The sequence below is a fragment of the Bdellovibrio sp. GT3 genome (assembly GCF_037996765.1).
GTDB lineage: Bacteria > Bdellovibrionota > Bdellovibrionia > Bdellovibrionales > Bdellovibrionaceae > Bdellovibrio.
The window spans coordinates 998,822-1,018,258 of sequence record NZ_JBBNAD010000004.1; the positions used below are offsets into that span (position 1 = coordinate 998,822).

Annotated in this window: 18 protein-coding genes; 6 read left to right on the forward strand and 12 right to left on the reverse strand. The window is 45.7% G+C overall.

The window, feature by feature from the left end:
- Positions 1 to 68: 68 nt before the first annotated feature.
- The 8 genes from AAAA73_RS06440 to AAAA73_RS06475 all read right to left on the reverse strand — a co-directional run bounded on the left by AAAA73_RS06440 (position 69) and on the right by AAAA73_RS06475 (position 7,661).
- On the reverse strand, positions 69 to 809 hold the full coding sequence (locus AAAA73_RS06440) for a pseudouridine synthase (protein ID WP_340597370.1): 741 nt from the start codon (positions 807 to 809) through the stop codon (positions 69 to 71).
- Positions 806 to 1,195: a 6-carboxytetrahydropterin synthase gene (locus tag AAAA73_RS06445; RefSeq protein ID WP_340597371.1), complete on the reverse strand. Its 390-nt coding sequence runs from the start codon at positions 1,193 to 1,195 to the stop codon at positions 806 to 808. Before AAAA73_RS06445 ends, AAAA73_RS06440 begins: the two co-directional genes overlap by 4 nt.
- On the reverse strand, positions 1,192 to 1,938 hold the full coding sequence (locus AAAA73_RS06450; RefSeq protein WP_340597372.1) for an SDR family NAD(P)-dependent oxidoreductase: 747 nt from the start codon (positions 1,936 to 1,938) through the stop codon (positions 1,192 to 1,194). The genes AAAA73_RS06445 and AAAA73_RS06450 overlap by 4 nt, the downstream gene beginning before the upstream one ends.
- Before the next feature lie 122 nt (positions 1,939 to 2,060).
- Positions 2,061 to 3,257, reverse strand: a complete 1,197-nt coding sequence (locus AAAA73_RS06455; protein ID WP_340597373.1) for a C1 family peptidase — start codon at positions 3,255 to 3,257, stop codon at positions 2,061 to 2,063.
- A 136-nt stretch (positions 3,258 to 3,393) separates the two neighbouring features.
- A complete protein-coding gene (locus tag AAAA73_RS06460) occupies positions 3,394 to 3,612 on the reverse strand; it encodes a hypothetical protein (protein WP_340597374.1) in 219 nt (72 codons plus the stop codon).
- Positions 3,613 to 3,774: 162 nt separating this feature from the next.
- Positions 3,775 to 4,980 (reverse strand): EAL domain-containing protein, encoded by a 1,206-nt coding sequence (locus AAAA73_RS06465; protein ID WP_340597375.1) that lies wholly within the window; start codon positions 4,978 to 4,980, stop codon positions 3,775 to 3,777.
- Positions 4,981 to 4,991: 11 nt separating this feature from the next.
- Complete coding sequence (locus AAAA73_RS06470; RefSeq protein ID WP_340597376.1) at positions 4,992 to 6,470, reverse strand: peptide ABC transporter substrate-binding protein; 1,479 nt, start codon at positions 6,468 to 6,470, stop codon at positions 4,992 to 4,994.
- A 24-nt stretch (positions 6,471 to 6,494) separates the two neighbouring features.
- Positions 6,495 to 7,661, reverse strand: a complete 1,167-nt coding sequence (locus AAAA73_RS06475; RefSeq protein ID WP_340597377.1) for an acyl-CoA dehydrogenase — start codon at positions 7,659 to 7,661, stop codon at positions 6,495 to 6,497.
- A gap of 191 nt (positions 7,662 to 7,852) precedes the next feature.
- Between AAAA73_RS06475 and AAAA73_RS06480 the strand changes: the two genes are divergently transcribed.
- From AAAA73_RS06480 to AAAA73_RS06505, 6 genes are read left to right on the forward strand one after another with little or no spacing between them, the layout of a single operon-like run.
- Positions 7,853 to 8,518: a site-2 protease family protein gene (locus AAAA73_RS06480; RefSeq protein ID WP_340597378.1), complete on the forward strand. Its 666-nt coding sequence runs from the start codon at positions 7,853 to 7,855 to the stop codon at positions 8,516 to 8,518.
- Positions 8,519 to 8,566: 48 nt separating this feature from the next.
- Positions 8,567 to 9,844 (forward strand): segregation and condensation protein A, encoded by a 1,278-nt coding sequence (locus AAAA73_RS06485; protein ID WP_340597379.1) that lies wholly within the window; start codon positions 8,567 to 8,569, stop codon positions 9,842 to 9,844.
- 2 nt (positions 9,845 to 9,846) lie between these two features.
- Positions 9,847 to 11,391: an SMC-Scp complex subunit ScpB gene (gene scpB / locus AAAA73_RS06490; RefSeq protein WP_340597380.1), complete on the forward strand. Its 1,545-nt coding sequence runs from the start codon at positions 9,847 to 9,849 to the stop codon at positions 11,389 to 11,391.
- The gene (locus tag AAAA73_RS06495) at positions 11,366 to 11,926 is read left to right on the forward strand and encodes a hypothetical protein (RefSeq protein ID WP_340597381.1); all 561 of its coding nucleotides are present in this window, start codon (positions 11,366 to 11,368) and stop codon (positions 11,924 to 11,926) included. The genes scpB and AAAA73_RS06495 overlap by 26 nt, the downstream gene beginning before the upstream one ends.
- Complete coding sequence (locus AAAA73_RS06500) at positions 11,923 to 12,840, forward strand: HTTM domain-containing protein (protein ID WP_340597382.1); 918 nt, start codon at positions 11,923 to 11,925, stop codon at positions 12,838 to 12,840. Before AAAA73_RS06495 ends, AAAA73_RS06500 begins: the two co-directional genes overlap by 4 nt.
- Positions 12,841 to 12,890: 50 nt before the next feature.
- Positions 12,891 to 13,382 carry a hypothetical protein gene (locus AAAA73_RS06505; RefSeq protein ID WP_340597383.1) on the forward strand — a complete coding sequence of 164 codons (492 nt, stop codon included), beginning with the start codon at positions 12,891 to 12,893 and terminating at the stop codon, positions 13,380 to 13,382.
- Here AAAA73_RS06505 and AAAA73_RS06510 read toward each other — a convergent pair.
- From AAAA73_RS06510 to AAAA73_RS06525, 4 genes are all read right to left on the reverse strand, one after another.
- Entirely contained in the window at positions 13,366 to 14,283 is a 918-nt protein-coding gene (locus AAAA73_RS06510; protein ID WP_340597384.1) for a hypothetical protein, read from the reverse strand. The genes AAAA73_RS06505 and AAAA73_RS06510 overlap by 17 nt on opposite strands.
- 37 nt (positions 14,284 to 14,320) lie before the next feature.
- Positions 14,321 to 15,319 (reverse strand): ribonucleotide-diphosphate reductase subunit beta, encoded by a 999-nt coding sequence (locus AAAA73_RS06515; RefSeq protein ID WP_340597385.1) that lies wholly within the window; start codon positions 15,317 to 15,319, stop codon positions 14,321 to 14,323.
- Positions 15,320 to 15,418: 99 nt separating this feature from the next.
- Positions 15,419 to 17,854: a ribonucleoside-diphosphate reductase subunit alpha gene (locus tag AAAA73_RS06520; protein ID WP_340597386.1), complete on the reverse strand. Its 2,436-nt coding sequence runs from the start codon at positions 17,852 to 17,854 to the stop codon at positions 15,419 to 15,421.
- A 532-nt stretch (positions 17,855 to 18,386) separates the two neighbouring features.
- Positions 18,387 to 19,394 (reverse strand): TIGR01212 family radical SAM protein, encoded by a 1,008-nt coding sequence (locus AAAA73_RS06525; protein WP_340597387.1) that lies wholly within the window; start codon positions 19,392 to 19,394, stop codon positions 18,387 to 18,389.
- Positions 19,395 to 19,437 lie beyond the last annotated feature (43 nt).

Sequence of the window (19,437 nt, forward strand, 5' to 3'; positions counted from 1 at the left end):
GAATAGGCTTGATTTGATAGCTTTTGTACTGTCAAAGATGCCCAGAAAGGGCACCCTGTTTTTGGATCCTAATCCAGACTCTCGTCTTCCTCAAGGAAGCGCCATTTACCCTCTGGAAGCTTACCCAGGCGGATATTCCCGATACGCACACGTTTTAGCCCCGTGACCTTAAGGCCCACAGCCTCACACATACGGCGAATCTGGCGTTTCTTACCTTCCTTAAGAACAAAGCGCAGCTGATCGGCATTGATCCACTCTACGATGGCAGGTTTTAACTCTTTGCCATCCAGGGAGAGGCCGTGCCGAAGAAGTTTTAATCTATCCTCAGGCAATTGTCCTTGAACGCGAACGATGTACTCTTTTTCAAGCTTCGTTTCTTCGTTGATGATCTTTTTGGCGATACGACCATCCTGCGTGAATAGCAAGAGCCCCTGGGAGTCGATATCAAGGCGGCCTGCGACCGCAATCCCTTTAAGGTGTTCGGGCTTCAGGCGTTGTTTTGATTCGCCAAATTGGTTCTCCTGAGTGATCAGGCGGATCGCAGGAATGTATTGTGGTTCAGGCTGAGCGGAAACGTAACCTACGGGCTTGTTTAAAAGAATCGTGGCCAGGCGTTTTTGTTGTTTTAGCGCCTCGGCTTCCAGAGTGATTTTCGCATCAGGATCCACCTTGGTGCCCAATTGATCAATCTTTTGGCCATTTACCATAACCAGGCCCCGGGAAATATAATCATCCGCTTCGCGACGGGAGCAGATGCCTCTTTCAGCCATCAGTTTCGAAAGGCGTACTTTTTCTTTTTCTTCACTCATGGCTGGATCTCCGTCCAAATGTCACTGGTTTCATAGAGTCGAATATGGCTGATCAGGCTCACTGGCAAATGCTCTTTCAGCTTTTCCAGAAAATACAGGGCAATGTTCTCTGTTGTTGGGATCGTGGTTTTAAACTCAGGAATCACAAAGTTCAAGTGTTCATGATCCAAAACAGATGTCAGGCTTTTTAAGAGTCTTTTATACTCTTCAAGCTTCACTTGAATCTCGCCATCGGTCAGATAGAAACCCACTTCAAGTGTGTAGTTGTGGCCATGCCCGTGTTCAGTAAAACATCTGCCGAAGTTCTTAAGGTTTTCCTCAGAACTCCATAGGGGCTGGTGATAAAGATGGGCAGCGGAAAATCCGCTCTTTAAAGTTAAAATCATGTCAGTGTGATGCCGCCATCAATTGTCAGGGTTGCACCCGTGGTCCAGCTGGATTCCTGGCTTCCCAGGAAGTAAATGGCTTTGGCGATTTCTTCCACAGTGCCGATGCGACCCAGTGGCTGCATCGGGTTCATTTTGGAGACGGCCTCTTTTTTTTCAGACTCACCCAGGGCGTTGAATGGATGTATTGGTGTGTCCACGATTCCCGGTGCGACGGCATTAACACGAATATTAAACGGTCCACCTTCAAGTGCGTTGCTTTGAGTGTAATTGATCATGGCAGCCTTCATGGCAGAGTAAGCTGATGTGGCTGCTGTGGGTTTTAAGCCCAAAGAAGAGGAGACGTTGACGATGGAGCCACCACCGTGCTGTTTGAAGTAGGGGAAGAAGGCTCTGGTTAAACGCACAGCACTCATCAGATTCACATCGAACTCTTTTTGCCACAATTCATCGGTGCCTTGCTCTGTCGAGTGCACATCAAAGATGCCGGCGTTGTTTACTAAAACTTCCACGCGGTGAATATTGGTGGAAAGGATTTCGCCAATGCGTTTATTAAGGGCAGGGACATCTGTCAGGTCACAACTCATTAAAGAGGCCCCTGAGCGACATTGCACAGCGACTTCAGCCAGGCGGTCCTTGTTGCGACCCATGAGGTAAACGAAGTAGCCGTTCTTGCCAAAGTGAATGGCGGTGGCTGCTCCGATTCCGCTGGAAGCCCCGGTGATAACGACTGCTTTTTTCATGTTTTCCACCCCTGTCTCAAAGTAAGACTTATGCTAGCAAAAGACTTCGCCGATAGGAAGTCATGTCATTGCGCGAAGCCGCTTCTATTGGATTAAAATACTTCATTTTTGGGACTGCTATCCTAGTGGCCTTTTACGGGCATTTTTAGCATCACCCCTGGATCTGCTTCCGAATAGGTGATTCCTTTTGCAAACGTGCGGAAATAATCATCATACATGTGATAATAGCCATCGTCGCCCGAGGACGTGCCCCAGCTGTTTTTGATTTTCCATTTTAAAATTTTACCCGTTCGTGGGTCGCGCTCATATCCGATTATTTGCACGGCATGGCCGCCATCATTTTTATTGAATTGTTCACGCAATTCGCGAGTTAAAGGCTTTGCATAGGTGGGCGTATAAAAAGCGCGTATCGACATAATGCCTGTGGACTTGTCGACGTACTCTGCATGGTGTTCGTAAGCCAGATAGACCATTTGACCGCGATCAATCAGTTGGGTCGCTGCCGACTCCACTGACGCCAAATCTGTATTGATCTTTGTGTCGCCTTTTACTTGCTCCGCATAGGTCATGCCTTTTCGATTTGCCATAATCACCATTTGTGTTTGTGGTGCCTTCAGGAAAGCGAAGTATTCTTTGGCAAAGGAGTGGGGGGTCCACAGTGTTCCTTGGAATGAAAATTCAGTTGGCAGTTCTCCGACGAAGTCATTAAACAATGATTTTAGCTGGGCTTCGCCATGCGCCAGGATTTTGCTTTTCTGTTCTGGTGTTTCCGCTTTGGCCGTCGCAGCTTTGGTGCGCGCAATAATGTTTTCCAGATACTCTTTCATTTTTTGAGCAGTGGGATTTTTATAGTATTCAGTTTTTGGTGTCCAAACCCCTTCAGGGATCAGCCCGAATTCCAGAATGCTGTCTTTTGAGTTAAGGGAGCCGGCACCCAGTTCAATTCCTGCTTTATTGTCTTGAACGCGCATTTGCATCAGCGAGCGGCTCAAGAGCTGCTTCGCCCCCAGGTAGTGATTGGAAAGGGGTAATACATCGCCAGTGCGGCGGGTGTAGTTCTTTTCAAGGGAAGCCAGCCAAGAATGCAGATGGCAAGTGCCGAGGTTGCATTGGTTTTTGATGTCCACTTCTTGCGAAATCTCTTTAGTGTATTGAGTATTATGTTTGAAGTCGGGGCGCATATTTCCCCAGGGAATCCCGGAAAAGATATGAGCGCAAACCGGGGGTTGCGCATTTACGGCAGAGAGTTGTCCATATGTTAAACATAGGAATAATCCAAAGACCTTCATAAAATGACTTACGCCGAATTTCCATTTCATGCTTTTTTAAAGGAGCAAGGCGGGGGCCATGAGGCTGTATCAAAGTGAGACGGCCCGTGTGCGTGGCAGAAATAAAAAAAGCCAGGATGGGAGTCCTGGCTTTTAACGGATTGGATTTTGAAATGCGAACGGTGAATTAACCGGCTTTGCGCGCCGTGAAGTGATAGAACTTCTTATCGAAGTCTGCCGCTCTAGCGCCTTCTTTCGTCAGCAAACCCTCTTTGAACCACGTGAAGTGTTCTGCGCAGAAGCTGGCTTTTTCAGCTTTCTTTTTGCAGCCTTCGCCACAGCATTTTGATGATTCAAGGGAAATAACGTTATTTGGAATTTGCTTTTCGAATTTTTTGTCAGCCATCTTGTGACCTCCAGTTGTAAATCTTAAGCTGGTTAAATGTCTTAAGACATAGATCTTATCGGCGTTGGTCTAACCGACTTGAGTCTGTCTGGAGAAAGATTCGAATAACTGGACCATGGTATTACATGGTCTCAGGTTGATACGCTAATGGCGATTTTACGACTAGATAAGTTGCATGAACGCAAAGTGATCGACGGGTTTGGAAAACAAATATCCCTGTCCATACTGTGCACCCAAAGTTTCCAGCACCAGGGCTTCGTCCTGATGTTCGATCCCTTCGGCGATGATTTCAAAATCCATTTCGCGAGCCAGGTAGATAATGCCACTGACCACGGCTTTGGATTTAGGATCACTTAAAACCTTCATCACAAACGAGCGATCAATTTTCAGGTAAGTGATCGGCATTTGAGTCAGGTACTGCAAGCTTGAAAAGCCTGTACCGAAATCATCGATGGAAATTGCATAGCCATGTTGGCGACATTTATGCAAAGTCTCCAGGGCCAGAACACCATCCATCATCACGCGCTCGGTGACTTCCAGTTTGATATTCTTGGCATCCAAACCCTGCTTTTCACGAAGATCTTCCAGATTCTCCAAGAAGTCAGAATGCGTAAATTGCCGGCCCGAGATGTTGATACTCATCATGAACTCGTCGGCTTCCTTCTTTTTGCCTTTTTGTAGTAAATGTTCCTGAATAATTTTTAGCTCTTTCAAAGCGGCGCTGATGATCCAATGACCGATCGGAATTACCATGGAGGAGTTTTCAATGACATCGATGAATACATTTGGCGAGATCAAACCACGTGTTGGGCTTTTCCAGCGCAGCAAAGCTTCGCAACCGATAATTTTACGGCTTTTTAAAGCCACGATCGGTTGAAAAAACAGTTCAAATTCTTTGTTTTGAAATGCTTGGAAAATATCATTTTCCAGTTTAATTTTTTGTAACGCCTCGGCGGCGCCATCATCTCCAGCCACCATGCTTTCGATTTGCAAGTCGGCGACCTTAAGGCCATTGCCCATATTGGTGTTGGTGCTGCGACGAAGCCTTTTAAGTAAAACACGCATTAATAATTGAACAACCGTATCCGCCATTGAGATGCGCTCTAAAAGCTGCTGTTTAGTGACGATGGAAAGGCGCACGTCTTCAAGGGCCCGTACCGAGGCCGAGCGGTCCTGGGAGTCGATCAAGGACATTTCGCCAAAGATTTCACCTTCGCCCAAAATGGAAATTGGAATTTCTTCCTGATCTTTGGTGATGAAAATAAGCACTCGGCCTTTTTCGATAATATAGGCGCAATCGCCAGCATCACCTTCAGTAAAAACGATCTGCTCTTTTAGGATATCCACGGATTGAGGTAACATTGTCATATGGACTTAGTTTAAGGTCGTGGATGTAGTTGCGACAAGTCCAGCTGATTCATTTGGTTCAATTTCCACCCGATGAAATCCGGTTTGATCAACATTGCGAAATCAAAGGCTCCCATGGGGATAATCAGATGCTGATCCATCAAATATTTCACCCCTGTGAGACATAATTTTTTCTGTTCGGGGATTTTCTCTGTATTTCCCAGTTGCGTGAGTATTTGATCGTATTTTGGATCCTTCAGCTGAATGTAATTTTCAGAACTCTGGGTGCCGAAAGTCTCCAATGCGGCTAGACAAGTGGGGCGATCCAGGGAGACACCTTTGCGAAACACCGCTGGGGGGGCTGAATGCAGTTGATTGATGAAGACTTTATTTTCTTTGCTTTCAAGGTGCAGGCTGATTCCCGCGTTTTTCAGCCACTGCGCCTGCATCCATTCGGTGGCGCGCTTGTGGTCCTCGCCTCCCAGGGAGGAAAATAACAAAGTGTAGGTTTTACTAGTTTTAACTTTTGGAACTTTCTTTAAATCAAAATCAAAGCAAGGAGCTTTTTCCGGGAACCAGGAGTCGGGCAGGCCTGCGCATCCGGGGCGGCCCTTGGCGGAGAAAAGTTTTTGCAGTTCCGGATAGTTAAGGGAATAAGTCAAAGCTTTGCGGAGGTCCTCGTTTTGGCGCAGCTCCGGCCCGAAACCAAGATAATCAAAACGAATCACCGGGATCCAATGAAAGTCAGAACGTGTTTTGGATTTTGGAATGAAAAGTGTCGGAAGTCGGCGCAGCAGGTGGAGTTGATTTTTTTCGTATAATTGCAGGGCGACGGTGTCTTCTTCAATGAATAAAAACTCGACCAGGGGACGTTGTGGATGACCGCCGCTATATTTGAAGTTTGGTTCAAGAACGATTTTCTGTCCTTGCAGCCACTCTTTGATTTTGTAGGGGCCCGAGTAGACTTTCAAATCCTCTTTGGTTGGAGCCAGGAGAAAACTTGCCAAATTATATTCAAAATCAGGGGCTTGGCCCTGGAACTCAAAGCGAATAGTAAGTGGGTCAGGAGTGCTGACTCCGAGCGTGTCGGGCTCTTTCAGGTCTTTGTAAATGTCTTCGGCATTTTTGATTTTAAACAAAAGGTCCGCACGAGGTGCGGCAACTTTTGGGTTGAGCATTTTTTTGTATGCTCTCAGAAAGTCTGCGGAAGTCAGCGGGCTTCCATCGCTCCATTGAAGATTTTTGTTCAGCTTGCAGACCAGGGCTCTGGATTTTTCCCGGGAGCATTTGCCCAGATCCGGAACCAGTCCTTTTTGGTTGTCATAGGTGTAGATGTTGCGAAACAGATTTGAAAGCAAGTAAGACGATGCTGAAGTTTTCTGACGGTTGGGGTCCGTCTGGGTCGGCTCGCCAGATAGATGCAGGCGAAAAACAAAGGGCGCTGACTTTGAATCAGCACCCTGGGTTTGTAGAGAAACTAAAAGTAAAAATGCCGAAAGAAAGAGTTTCATCCGGATATTTTGCGATTGAACTGACTATTTGTCCAATTCCATTTTAGCGATCGTTTGAAGTTGCATATTAGTCGTACCTTCGTAGATTTGACCAATTTTTGCATCTCTCCAGAACTTTTCAACTGGGTATTCTTTTGTGAATCCGTTACCGCCGAACAAATCGATCGCTTTCGAAGTGATCTTTTCAGCTGCACGTGAAGAGTAAAGTTTTGCCATCGCTGCTGATTCGATGAAATCAAGACCCGCGTCTTTCAAACGAGCGGCATTGTAAACCATCAAACGAGCTGCTTCCAATTCAGTACGCATTTCTGCCAATTGGAATTGAACGCCTTGGAAGTGAGCGATAGGTTTGCCGAATTGCTCGCGACCTTTAACATAGTTCAAAGCTGCCTCGTAAGCACCTTGAGCGATACCGATCATTTGAGCGCCGATACCGATACGACCTTCATTCAATGTTTCGATAGCGATTTTGTAGCCTTTGCCAACTTCGCCAAGTACGTTTTCTTTTGGTACTTCGCAGTTTTCAAACAACAATTCACAAGTGGAAGAAGCACGGATACCCAATTTGTCTTCTTTTTTGCCGACTTTGAAGCCTTTGAAAGATTTCTCAACGATGAACGCTGTGATGCCTTTGTAGCCTTTAGCCATGTCGATGTTTGCGAAACAGATGAATACGTCTGCTTCGTTACCGTTTGTGATCCAAAGTTTTGAGCCGTTCAAAACCCATTTATCACCTTTATCTTCTGCTTTAAGTTTCAATGCGAATGCATCAGAACCAGATGAAGATTCAGACAACGCGTAAGCACCAACCCATTTGGAAGCCATTGCGCCCAAGTATTTTTCTTTTTGCGCTTCTGTGCCCCATTTAAGGAATGCGTTTGTAGTTAGAGTGTTTTGTACGTCAACAAGTACAGAGACTGAACCGTCTACGCGACCGATTTCCTCAACAGCCAAGCAAGCCATTGTGAAAGTGGAGCCTGCGCCGCCGTATTTTTCAGGAGTTTCGATCCCCATCAAGCCCATTTCAAAAAGCTTTTTCAGGATGTCTTTATTCATCTCTGCTTTTTCGTCCATGTGTGTCACATGGGGTTTGATTTCAGATTCAGCGAAAGAGCGAACCGCATCGCGGAAAGCCGTTTCGTCTTCAGATAGTACTGTCAAAGCTGGACGTGCGTTTGTTACGTCAGACATGTTTTCTCCTGGTTCGTTAATTAACAAGTCCGAAGACCATACTGATTTCACGATTTTTATTCAAGGACTGGGTCGGACAAGAGCATTTCTCTTAACGAGCTGTGTTATGATGATTGCACTTATTATGTGCATTTGACGTCTCACACTAGACAAGGGTCTAGGTTTGCCGTCTAATCTTTGAAGGTAAATATATGGATATTGCAGAAATTGGCGCCAAGATTGGCATTTATTTTATCCCGTTCCTCTTTGCATTGTGCTTTCACGAGTATGCGCATGGATGGGTCGCACGCCTTCGTGGTGACAACACGGCGGAGCAAATGGGTCGCCTTTCCATGAACCCGTTGGTTCATATGGATATGGTCGGCACGCTTATTCTGCCATTGGTATCTATAGTATTGGCAACACCGATTTTCTTTGGGTGGGCCAAGCCTGTTCCTGTTAATACGCGTAATTTGAAAAATCCCCGTGTGGATATGTTTTGGATTGCATTGGCGGGGCCGCTTTCCAACATTCTGCTTGCGATTGTGGGCGCAGTGTTGATCGGTGTGGTCGCCAAGTATTTTGGTGGCGTGGTTTATGCCAAAGGAATGATTGAGATCCTAAAAGCATTTTTGCTGACAAATTTGTTTTTGGCGTTCTTCAATATGATCCCGCTTCATCCATTGGATGGCGGTAAAGTGCTCGCAAGATTTTTGCCGGCACAGATTAATTATAAATTAGAACAGAACGAACACATCACCAGCATGGTATTGATGGGATTGGTATTGACGGGTGCTTTGCGCATTCTGGCAGTTCCGGTTTTTTGGAGTGCACAAAGTTTACTTACGTTGGCGTTGGGTGGTTTCGGAATTTCCTAATAAGGATTTTCGTACATTCAGCACGTTTTGGTAGAGGGGACCATCTTCATGAGTATTACAGTTCAATTGCCCAAGTTTGAGGGACCTCTGGGCTTGTTGCTTTATCTCATCCGCAAGGAAGAGATGGATATTATGGATATCAAAATCCATGAGATCACAAAGCAGTACCTTGATTATATCCGTTTGATGAAGGAACTGGATTTGGAAGTTGCCGGTGAGTTTATCGCCATGGCTTCCACATTGATTCAAATCAAATCTCGCATGCTTTTGCCACAATACGATGAAAATGGCGAAGTGATCGAACAGGAAGATCCACGCAAAGAGTTGGTTCAAAAACTTCTTGAATATCAAAAGTATCAGGAAGCGGCGAAATTGCTTTATGACCGTCCTTTGGTGGGGCGTGATGTTTGGTTGCGTGGTTCCCGCGAAAGACTCGACGAAAAAGAAGACGAAATCATTCTTGAGGACAATGCCTTGTTCTCGTTGATTTCCTCGTATCGCAAAGTTTTGCGTTCTGTGAAAAAGAAAGTCCATCAGGTTGCAGCGAAAGCGCAATCCATTTCCAGCCGTGTGTTGGAGTTGAAAGACCGTCTTTTTGTGGGTCAAAGAGTGACCATGATGGAATTGGTGAATGCCACTGAAGACCGTGCTCGTCAGGCGTTGATCACATTCCTGTCATTGCTTGAGCTGGGTAAAATGGGTTTCGTCGGTCTTTATCAGACTGAAGTTTACTCTGACATTTGGGTCGATACTAAAAAACCAATCGAAACAGACGTTTTGTCCCGCGTAGAGGAATACGACTCTATGGGTTCAGACAGAATTGCTGAGCAAATGATGGCAGATGCTAAAAAAGCAGATCCAACAGAAGATCTTTTGGATGACAGCCTTGATGAAGCTCAAGTTGAGCAATCAGCGCAAATGAGTTTCGGTGAGACACCAGTTGATTTCACTACGGGCATGTCTGACCTGACAGCAGAAATTGCTGGTATGGATGCGGAGTTGGATTTCTTGGAGGCCGCTGAGGGTGAAACTTCAGAAGCGGTAGAGCTTGCCTCTGATGAAGAAATCCTGGCAGCTGAAGGGGAGTTGTTCGCTGATACGACTGCTGAGGAAATGGTCGCTGAATCTGAAGTGATTGTTGATTTGGCCGAAGAAGCTGTAGCAGAGCTTGAAGAGCAGCTGGAAGTTGTTACTTTTGAACCGTCAGAAGAAGTGGCTGTAGTGGCTGCTGAAATGGTTGCGACGACTGATGATGTTGTTGCTGAATCTGAATTAGTTTTTGAAGAATTTATTGATACTGATCCTAAGACTGAAGCTGAGGCGTAGAAATGTCTAAGAAGAAAAATAACTCCAAAAAGAACAAAGAAGTTTTAGACACAGAAGTGATGGACAATGAGCTGACTGTGGCAACTGAAGTTGCAGCAGACGAAACAGCTCCGGAAATGATTGCAGATGAAGCTGATGCTTCTGAAGAACTGAACGAGCTTGATGGTATCGAGTCCGATGCATCCATTTTTCTTCAAGAAGAAGAGGAGTCTGAGGGTTTCTTGCCAGAGGCTTCTGATGAAGAAACTGCCGAAATGGAAGCTTCTGAAGAAACTTCAGATGATGTTTCTGTTGAAGGTACAGAGCTTGATGGCTTTGAGTCAGCGGATATCGAAGAAGTTGAATTCGTAGATGAAGACCGTCTGGAAAGTATCGTTGAGAGCGTCTTGTTTGCTTCTGATCGCCCGGTTTCTTTGGCCTCTTTGAAATTGCTTTTTAAAGGTACAAACATCAAAGGTGATAAACTTCGCCGCGTGCTGGATCAATTGGCAGTTGAATATGCTGGTGGCCGCCGTGGGGTGACTTTGGAAGAAGTTCCAGGTGGTTATCAGTTGCGTACCAAAGTCGACAACATGGACTTCCTAAAGCGCACTTTGAAAGCTCGTCAATTCAAGCTTTCCGGTCCGGCTTTGGAGACTTTGTCCATCGTTGCTTACAAACAACCGTGCGTGAAGTTCGATGTGGATGAAATTCGCGGGGTGGAATCAGGTCACTTGTTGCGCGCTTTGATGGAAAAGAATCTGGTTAGCTTTGAAGGTAAATCAGATCTTCCAGGTCGTCCTATGCAATACGGAACTACTCGTAAGTTCCTTGAAATCTTCGGTCTAAGATCTTTGAAAGAGCTTCCAACGCTTTCTCAAATCGATGAGTTGTTGCCGGAGGGTATGGATGAGCAAATGGCGGAAGAAAAACCGACATTGGCTTCCATCACAGATTCATTGGTGGCAACGGGTGTGGATACGGTTAGCTATTCTTCTGGTGAAGAGGAATTGATGAAGATCTCCTCTCAACTTGAGGAAATCTCGACGTCTTCTGACTTCTTTGCAGAAGAAAAGCGTCGTCAGGCTGAAAAGCGTGACCTTGAGCGTGCACAAAATATCCGTGATGCTTTGGCGATGGATGAACCCGTTCCAACTCGCGATGTGAATTGGTTGAAAAAATACGACGAGGCTTTGGCGGCAGGAACGACTTTGGTGCAAATCAAAGCTGAAGAATCAGCGGCAAAAATGGCGGCCTTCAAAAATGGTTCTGCTGGTTCTGCTGAAGTTGATGGTCAGGAAGCCACTACTGGAGACAGCCAAGAATCCACCGTTGGTGGATATGCTGCTGACAATACAGAGGCATCTGAGGAATTGTCCGCTGACGCTGAGTTAGAAAATGAATTGACTGAAGCCGAAGAAGCTTTCGACAATGATAGTGATATCGAGATGGCTTCTGACGATCAAATGTACGCTGATGGTGAGGACGAGGAGTCATCTGAGGAAGATGAACTACCGTTCTACGGAGAGGCGGACGAGATCGATGGCGAAGGTGAAGCCGTTACTTAAGATCCTGGCAAGTGTCTGGATCGTTTATAATATCGCAGCATTAATGGTGATGCCCAACGTAAGTTCTTACTTTGGGCGTGTAGCCTCCAAATATGTCGGGCCCTACGCGAATCTTGTAGGGCTTAATGCCGGATGGAATTTCTTTTCTCCGGACCCGGCTCATCCCATGTATCTTAAAGTCAGTGTAAATTATCCGGCGAATGAAGATGGTTCTTATCGTGATCCTTTGTTCACGACCTATCCGCCACCTGACGAGGAAAATAAAGTCGCAGGACTGACCAGAAAACGCGAGTGGGCGGTGATGCGCTTTATGGTGATGGATCCACGCCGCTTGCGCCAGATTTTTGGACCGTGGTTGTGTCGCCAGTATCCAGGTGCTGAAAGCATTGATATGGAGCATGTGGTGGAGACTTTGCCATTGCTGGATGAGGCGGCCTTCAATAAAGACGTCAATCTGCTTGATATGTCCCAGGAGCGTCGTTACGCCAGAGCAGCCGTGCGCTGTGATGGTACGGGTGACGAGGAGAGCTTATGATGAATCTTAAAGCTAATCTGAAAAAAGCCTGGTCCTTATGGGATAACTTTTGGTTTGCTCCGCAAAATCTTCTGGGCCTTGCATTCATGCGTATCGTTTTGTGTGCAACGTTGCTCTATATGAGTGCGATGCGCTTTTACAATATGCAGTTTTTCACTGACGAAAGCTGGGTTTCCAAAGCCAATGCTTTGTTGATATTGCCAGAGTTGGGGAGACCGGGTTTCAGCTGGAATTTCTGGCCGGATTCAGCGAATTCCCCGATGCTGACTGTGTCGGTGGTTTTGTTTGCGCTGCTAATATTGGGAATTGGTGGTCGGATTTTGATGGCTTTGGCCTGGGTGATAAATGCAGGATTTATCTATCGCAATTATCCGGTGAACTTTGGTGCTGATGTGATCGGCGCCTTGTTTTTGTTTTACATGATTTTCACCAACTCCTGCGAGCGCTTGAGTGTTTTGAATCTATTCCGCGAAAAAAGAACCTTCAAATCGTCAGATGCTATTTCAAGTATGATGATCCGCATGATGCAAGTGCAGATCATGGCGATCTATGCCTATACGGGATGGGAAAAACTTAAAGGGGCCAGCTGGTGGGATGGAACCGCACTTTGGAGTGTGCTTGCAAACCCTCAGATGACCACTATGGATTTCAGTTTTCTAAGGGAAATCCCCTGGGTTATTCCGGTGTTGGGATATACGACCATTCTTTTTGAAGTCTATTTCCCACCGATGGTGATCTGGCATAAAAGCCGCCACCTATGGCTGTTTATGGGATTGATGATGCATTTGGGGATAGGGATCTTCATGGGGTTGATGCCATTTGCGACTGTAATGCTTTCCACCTACTTCTTATTCCTAAGCCCTATCATGTTGCAGGAAAAAATCGTCTCAAAACTGGACTTCTCCAGAAATTGATACAGTTTTAGGCGCTCCCTCATTTATCCTAAAGGTACGGGGGAGTTTCTATGAAAACCGATTTTAACAAATTCGCGACGTGTTTCGCGTTGATGTCGTTACTGGCGTCTTGTGCACCGGTTTCGGAAAACTCCCTTTTGTCTTCTGATGCTTCCAATCCTGATTCTCACAGTTTGAATTCCACGCCGCTTTCAACAGAACTTCAGCTTGTGGCGGATGTCTACAATCTTGGTGCGGCAACGTCGACCAAGGCTGTGGAGTTAAGTGGTGCGTGCTACACGTCCACTTATCCCACACATAGAATCACGGCGACTGTGAATGGTGCGAACGTCGCTGCTGCAAATATCTTTGATATGTCCAGTTCAACAGCCACAGGGTACGGAACCTGCCGCAATGGTCGATTTAATATCGTCCTTCGCGGCAATGGGCTTGCAAGTGGTGCAAACAATATCGTTCTGTTGTTAACGGGCTATGATGCGCAAAGTGTGGCAGCAACGAGCGGCAATAGTTATGCTCGTTACTACGTTATAAGAACAGATTAAAATCATCCCGTAGTTTCTTCGGGGCTTCTAGATTTTTAGAATCAATTAAAATTGTGCCTTTGAGTTTCAACTCTCGAATGTGGGAGGCGCGTCTTTGTGGCGGCAGTCCTGGGGAAGTCAATTCCTGCAGGGTGCTGTTAAAAGGTGTCTTTAAAAGGTTCTGCTCTTGCAATGAGTTTTCTGTCATTGCCAGCAGAATTTCCATGGCAAGATCCTGTTTGTCAGAAGCTTGCGGGATTGAAGCTCCCCATACCAGCAAGGCACTTAAATCATCCTGAATGGTCAAATCAGGGGTGGCCTCATTCAGTGGCATCTCGGCAGCACCATCGCGTTTTTCATTCGTGATAAGTTGATCCAAAGGCAGTGTCAGAATCTTTTTCTGTTGCAGCAAAGAGAGCCAGCCTTTGTCCTGCCAGATCGAGAAATGCTTGAGTAGCAAGTCCTCGTCGTTAAGCAGGAATAGGGTTGTGGCTTTTTTGTCTTTAAGGAATTCCTCGAAAGACACATTATTGGTGGTTCTAAATCCCGTCTTCATCCAGTAAAGAGGGTAAAAATAAATATTCCGGATGGTGCTGACTGGAGGAAGAAAGTCCGCAGCAATTTTAGCAGTCAGCGGGTTTTCCAGGCTGGAAGCCAGTAGATTTTGCTTATTCAAAGTATTGGCCCAGTAATAGGGTAAAAGCAAAATGTCCTGAGCAGGTGATGCAATCACTTTCGCCTGAATGGAATTCCAGTCGCGAGTGACGGTCACTTCAAATTTTATGCGTAAATTGTTTTCGAGTTGAGCCTGTACACTTTTGGGGAAGAGAGACTCATCTGTAATCAGGATGCGCACCTTGGTGGGACGCAGGATGTAGTCTTTGGAAATGCCTTGGGGCAGGTATCCGTGTAGGAAACCCACCCCCATGCATACTAAAAATAAAAATATCCAAAGAAAATTAGAACGCCTCATCGAAGGCTACCGAGCCGCTGATACCAGTTTGGTATGCAGAAACACGTCTTTCAAAGAAGTTTGCAAGTTCTTGCATGTCTTGAAGCTCCATGAAGTCGAACGGGTTTTTCACGTTGTAACGAGGAGCAATGCTCAAGCTTTCAAGGCGTTGGTCTGCGCAGTATTCAAGATACTGACGCATGTCTTTTGGAGAAAGACCAGCCACACCCAATTGCAAAACGTCATTCGCAAATTCCATTTCGCATTCGATAGCGTCTTCAAGCATTTGCACAACCATGTCTTCCATTTGAGAATTGAAAAGATCTGGTTCTTCTTGGCGAGCTGTTTTGATAACTTCGATCGCGAATGCCATGTGCATAGACTCATCACGGAATACCCAGTTTGTGCCAGATGCAAGACCTTGCAACAAACCTTTAGAGCGCAAGAAGTATACGTATGCGAAAGCTGCATAGAAGAACAAACCTTCAACGCAAGTTGCGAAGCAGATCAAGTTCATCAAGAAGCGACGACGGTCTTCTTTTGTTCTAAGTTCGTTCAACTCATTGATAGAGTCGATCCATTTAAAGCAGAAATCTGCTTTCTTTTTGATAGAAGGGATGTTTTCGATCGCAGCAAATGCTTCCGCGCGTTCATCTGGATTTGGAATATATGAATCCAAAAGCGTCAGATAGAACTGAACGTGCAAAGCCTCTTCGTATAGTTGACGAGACAAATACATGCGACCCTCTGGAGAGTTCACGTGTTTGTACAAGTTCAAAACTAGATTGTTACCAACGATAGAATCACCCGTCGCAAAGAATGCCACCAGGCGAGAGATCAAATGTCTTTCTGCCGGAGTCATTTTTGAGTGAAGGTCTACAAGGTCTGTAGAGAAATCGATTTCGTCTACAGTCCAAGTGTTCTTGATACCGTTTTTGTACATTTCATACATAGTTGGGTATTTCATTGGACGAAGAGTTAAGTTAAAGCCTGGATCTAAAATCATAAAAAGTCCCTAAAAGTTTTTCCGGCGAATGGCACCGGCGCTCTTTTTCGAGCTGAAAGCCCCCCTCGGACTTTCAGCTCTGCTCAGCTTTCGCCGAGTTTACTGACAAGCTTCGCAAGCCTCTGGATTTTCCAAAGAACAAGCGATCACTTCTGAGTCAGTGTATGTTTTCTTCGCTTCAGCCACAGTTGCCTGTGCTTCGGCTTGGATCGCTGTTGCTGCATTCATAGTGTTTGCAGTTTCAGCGGACATACCCATACCGTTGTTGGAAGACTTCACAGTAGTCTTGGCGATTTTAGTCGCCGGACGAGAGCGAAGGTAATAAGTCGTTTTCACACCTTGTTTCCATGCATACATATACATAGAAGAAACTTTACCGATTGTTGGGCTTTCCATGAACAAGTTCAAAGATTGAGCTTGGTCGATGTAAGCGCCACGAGCTGCAGCCATTTCAATCAATGACTTCATCGGAACTTCCCAAACAGTGCGGTACAATTCTTTCAATTGTGGCGGGATCGCCGCGATTTCATCAATTGAACCATCGTTCAATTTGATTTCGTTGCGAAGATCTTCAGACCAAAGACCCATCGCTTTAAGATCTTGCACCAGGTATTTATTGATCTGCATGAACTCACCAGAAAGTGTTTCACGTTTGAACAAGTTGGATACTTGAGGCTCGATCGCTTCGTAGCAACCTACGATAGAAGCGATAGTTGCTGTTGGAGCAATAGCGATCAACAAAGAGTTGCGCAAACCGTGTTGTTTGATCTTCGCTTTCAAAGCGTTGAAACGCTCTGGTTGAGAAGGCGTCACACCCCAAAGGTCGAATTGCAACAAACCTTTAGCTGCACGAGTTTGCTCGTAAGCACCATGGGCACCGTGTTTTTCAGCCAGTTCGCAAGAAGTCAAAAGAGCATTGTAGTAGATCTCTTCTTGGATTTTCGCTGACAATTCACGAGCCGCTTGAGAGTCAAAAGGCAACTTCAACAAGAAGAATGCATCTTGAAGACCCATCACACCCAAACCAACTGGACGCCATTTGTGGTTGGAGTCTTTAGCAGTATCGATAGGGTAGAAGTTGATATCAACAACGCGGTCCAAGTACTTCACAGCTGTACGAACAGATTTCGCCAGTTTTTCGAAGTTGAACTGACCATTTTCAACGTGTCTGCCAAGGTTTACAGAACCCAAGTTACAAACTGCTGTTTCAGAGTTTGAAGTTACTTCCAGGATCTCTGTGCACAAGTTGGAAAGATGGATCACATTGCCAGCTTCACCGGTTTGGTTGGCTTTCATGTTGGAAGCATCTTTAAATGTCATCCAGCCGTTACCAGTCTGCGCAAGAGTTTTCATCATGCGAGAGTACAGGTCGCGAGCTTTGATTTGTTTTGTGTATAGTTTTTCCGACTCTGCTTTTTCAAATGCAGCTTCGAATTCTGGACCGTAAGTATCAACAAAATGAGGAACTACGCGTGGGTCAAACAAAGACCACATGCCATCAGTTTCAACACGTTTCATGAACAAATCTGGTACCCAGTTTGCCAGGTTCAGGTTGTGAGTACGTTTAGCTTCGTCACCTGTGTTGTCGCGAAGTTCAAGGAATTCTTCAATGTCTGCATGCCAAGTTTCCAAGTACACACAAGCAGCACCTTTACGTTTACCACCTTGATTAACTGCAGACACCGAAGAGTCCATAGTTTTCAACCAAGGAATGATACCGTTGGAGTGACCATTTGTACCTTTGATCAAGGAACCACGAGAGCGGATACGAGAGTAAGCTACACCAATGCCGCCTGCGAATTTGGAAAGCAAAGCGATGTCAGTGTACTTTTTGTAGATAGCTTCCAAGTCATCAGTTGGAGAATCCAAAAGATAGCAAGAAGACATCTGAGGGCGCAAAGTACCAGAGTTGAACAATGTTGGCGTGGAAGCCATGTAGTCATGAGAAGAGATCAAACGGTAGAACTCGATAGCTTCATCAACTGTTTGAGCCAAACCACAAGCCACACGCATAAAGAAGTATTGAGGTGTTTCAAACACCTGGCGTGATGTTGGGTTTTTCAACAAATAGCGATCGTAAACAGTTCTAAGACCGAAGTATTCAAAACGGTCTGTGCGGTAAGGCTCGATAGCCGCGCAAAGAGCTGCTTTGTTGTTATCCACGAAGTTTTTAGTGTCTTCAGACAACAAACCAGCTTGGTAGCCGAAGTTAACAGAGTCTGCAAAAGATTGAATTTTTTGAGAGCGAACTTCTTCGTCTACATACGTGCTCAAAAGGCGAGCCGCAAGGCGAGAGTATTCTGGCTCTTCACCGATCAACAAAGAGGCGGTGGAAATACAAAGATTATCCAACTCATTTGTTGTCGCGCCATCATATAGACCACTGATAGCTTTAGTAGCTACGCGAAGTGGGTCTACTTGAGTTAGACCTTGGCAATTACGAGTCACACGTTCAACGATCTTCGTTACGTCGACTGGTTCAAGAGTTCCGTCTCTCTTTTTGACTCTCATGATGTGAGCTGTTGTTTCCAACATGATGCTATCCCCTCTGCCCAGTTCCTTTTGGGCAAAAAAATCCCCCGTCGCACATTGCCCCTCGCAAATGTCCGTCGTTGGTTCTATATAATGATGTAGATTGGTTGAGACTGAGTTGCTAATCCTTAGCTGAGTCTGTTTTAAGTCGCTGAAACATAATGTTTGGCTTTGCAGCCTTCACATAATTTGCTTCAGAAAAACGTCTACTACCTCCCTGTTGTACCCCTATATCTAGGGGTTGGTCCCGGGTGCCTCATCAATAAGGCGGGTATCGATCTCAATTCAACTTTGTAATTCTTTCTGGGAAGTTGCAAGAGTATTTTTTAAAATAACGCCAATTTTTTTGTGACGTTGCTCATCATTTAAGCAGATTTATTCTTAGTATTGACTCGTCTGTCCTGCGAAAAAGAGTGGCAAATCTCACGGTTTCTCGAGGGTAAAACCAAGGTCTAGGTGTTTTAAGCGGATTTTAGGGCCTCTCGCCTGAAATTTACCTGTCGTGATCTTACAGAAACTTAAATTGTGCAGAAACTCAGCACGGAGTTGCGTCCACGCGGCGAGATTTTTTTAGCAAAACTGCCTGCGCGCTTAAATCTAAATCCGTCGCGGCTTTGAAAAACTGCGATTGATAAGAGCCTTGTGCTCTAAGGTGATCGATAATCGCCTGATGCGTGCCCATTTTATTTTTCGTCCAATCCGGAGCCACCAACTCATCCCAACGAGACGAATAAGCAGCCAGACGGTGCAAGGCAAAGCGCGGGGAGAGATGTTGCAGGAACAGCTCCACACGGCGTGTGTAGGTCTCCTGATCAATCGGTGCAAACTCACCACGGTGGTAGATTTCCTCCAGCGGTGTGTTCTTTAATACATGCAGATTGTGAAGTTTAACATTGGTAATAGGCAGAGTGTTTACGATCTCCGCCGTTTTCACAATTCGTTCATCAGTTTCGCCCGGGCTGCCAAAGATAAGATGAATTCCCAGATCCACCTTGGTGTTGTCAGCAATCTTGTGAATTGCCTCAATAGCCGCTTCAGCCGTGTGTCCGCGGCGCATGAATTCCAGCTCATCGTTGAAAAAACTCTGAACACCCATTTCGACGGCGACAAAGGATTTTTCATTGTACTCGTTCCATAAATCCAAAACCGCCTTGGACAGGCAATCCGGGCGAGTCCCCAGAGTGAAGCCTTTGACCCATGGATAAGAAAGAGCAATATCAAAGTTATTACGAAGTGCTGAAACTTTCGTGAATGTGTTGGTGTAGGCCTGGAAATAGATCAGGAAGGCTTTGGCTTTGTATTTGTGCGCAATGTGCTCGTGGTACTTCTCGATTTGTGCGCGCAACTCCATGGTCATGGCTTCAGCGTTGGCAGCGGATCCCCAAACATCGCAAAACACGCAGGTTTGCATGCCTTTAAGACCCATGCGATTGGGACAATTATCCACCACGGTGACAGGGATCTTGTAGACCTTCTCACCAAAGAGATGATTGTAGTGTTCACTGATAGTGTGATAGGGAAGTCCCAACCAGCCTTTTTCCATAGAAGGTTTATGGGTGTTATTTTGCAGGAAGTCAATGTTTGAG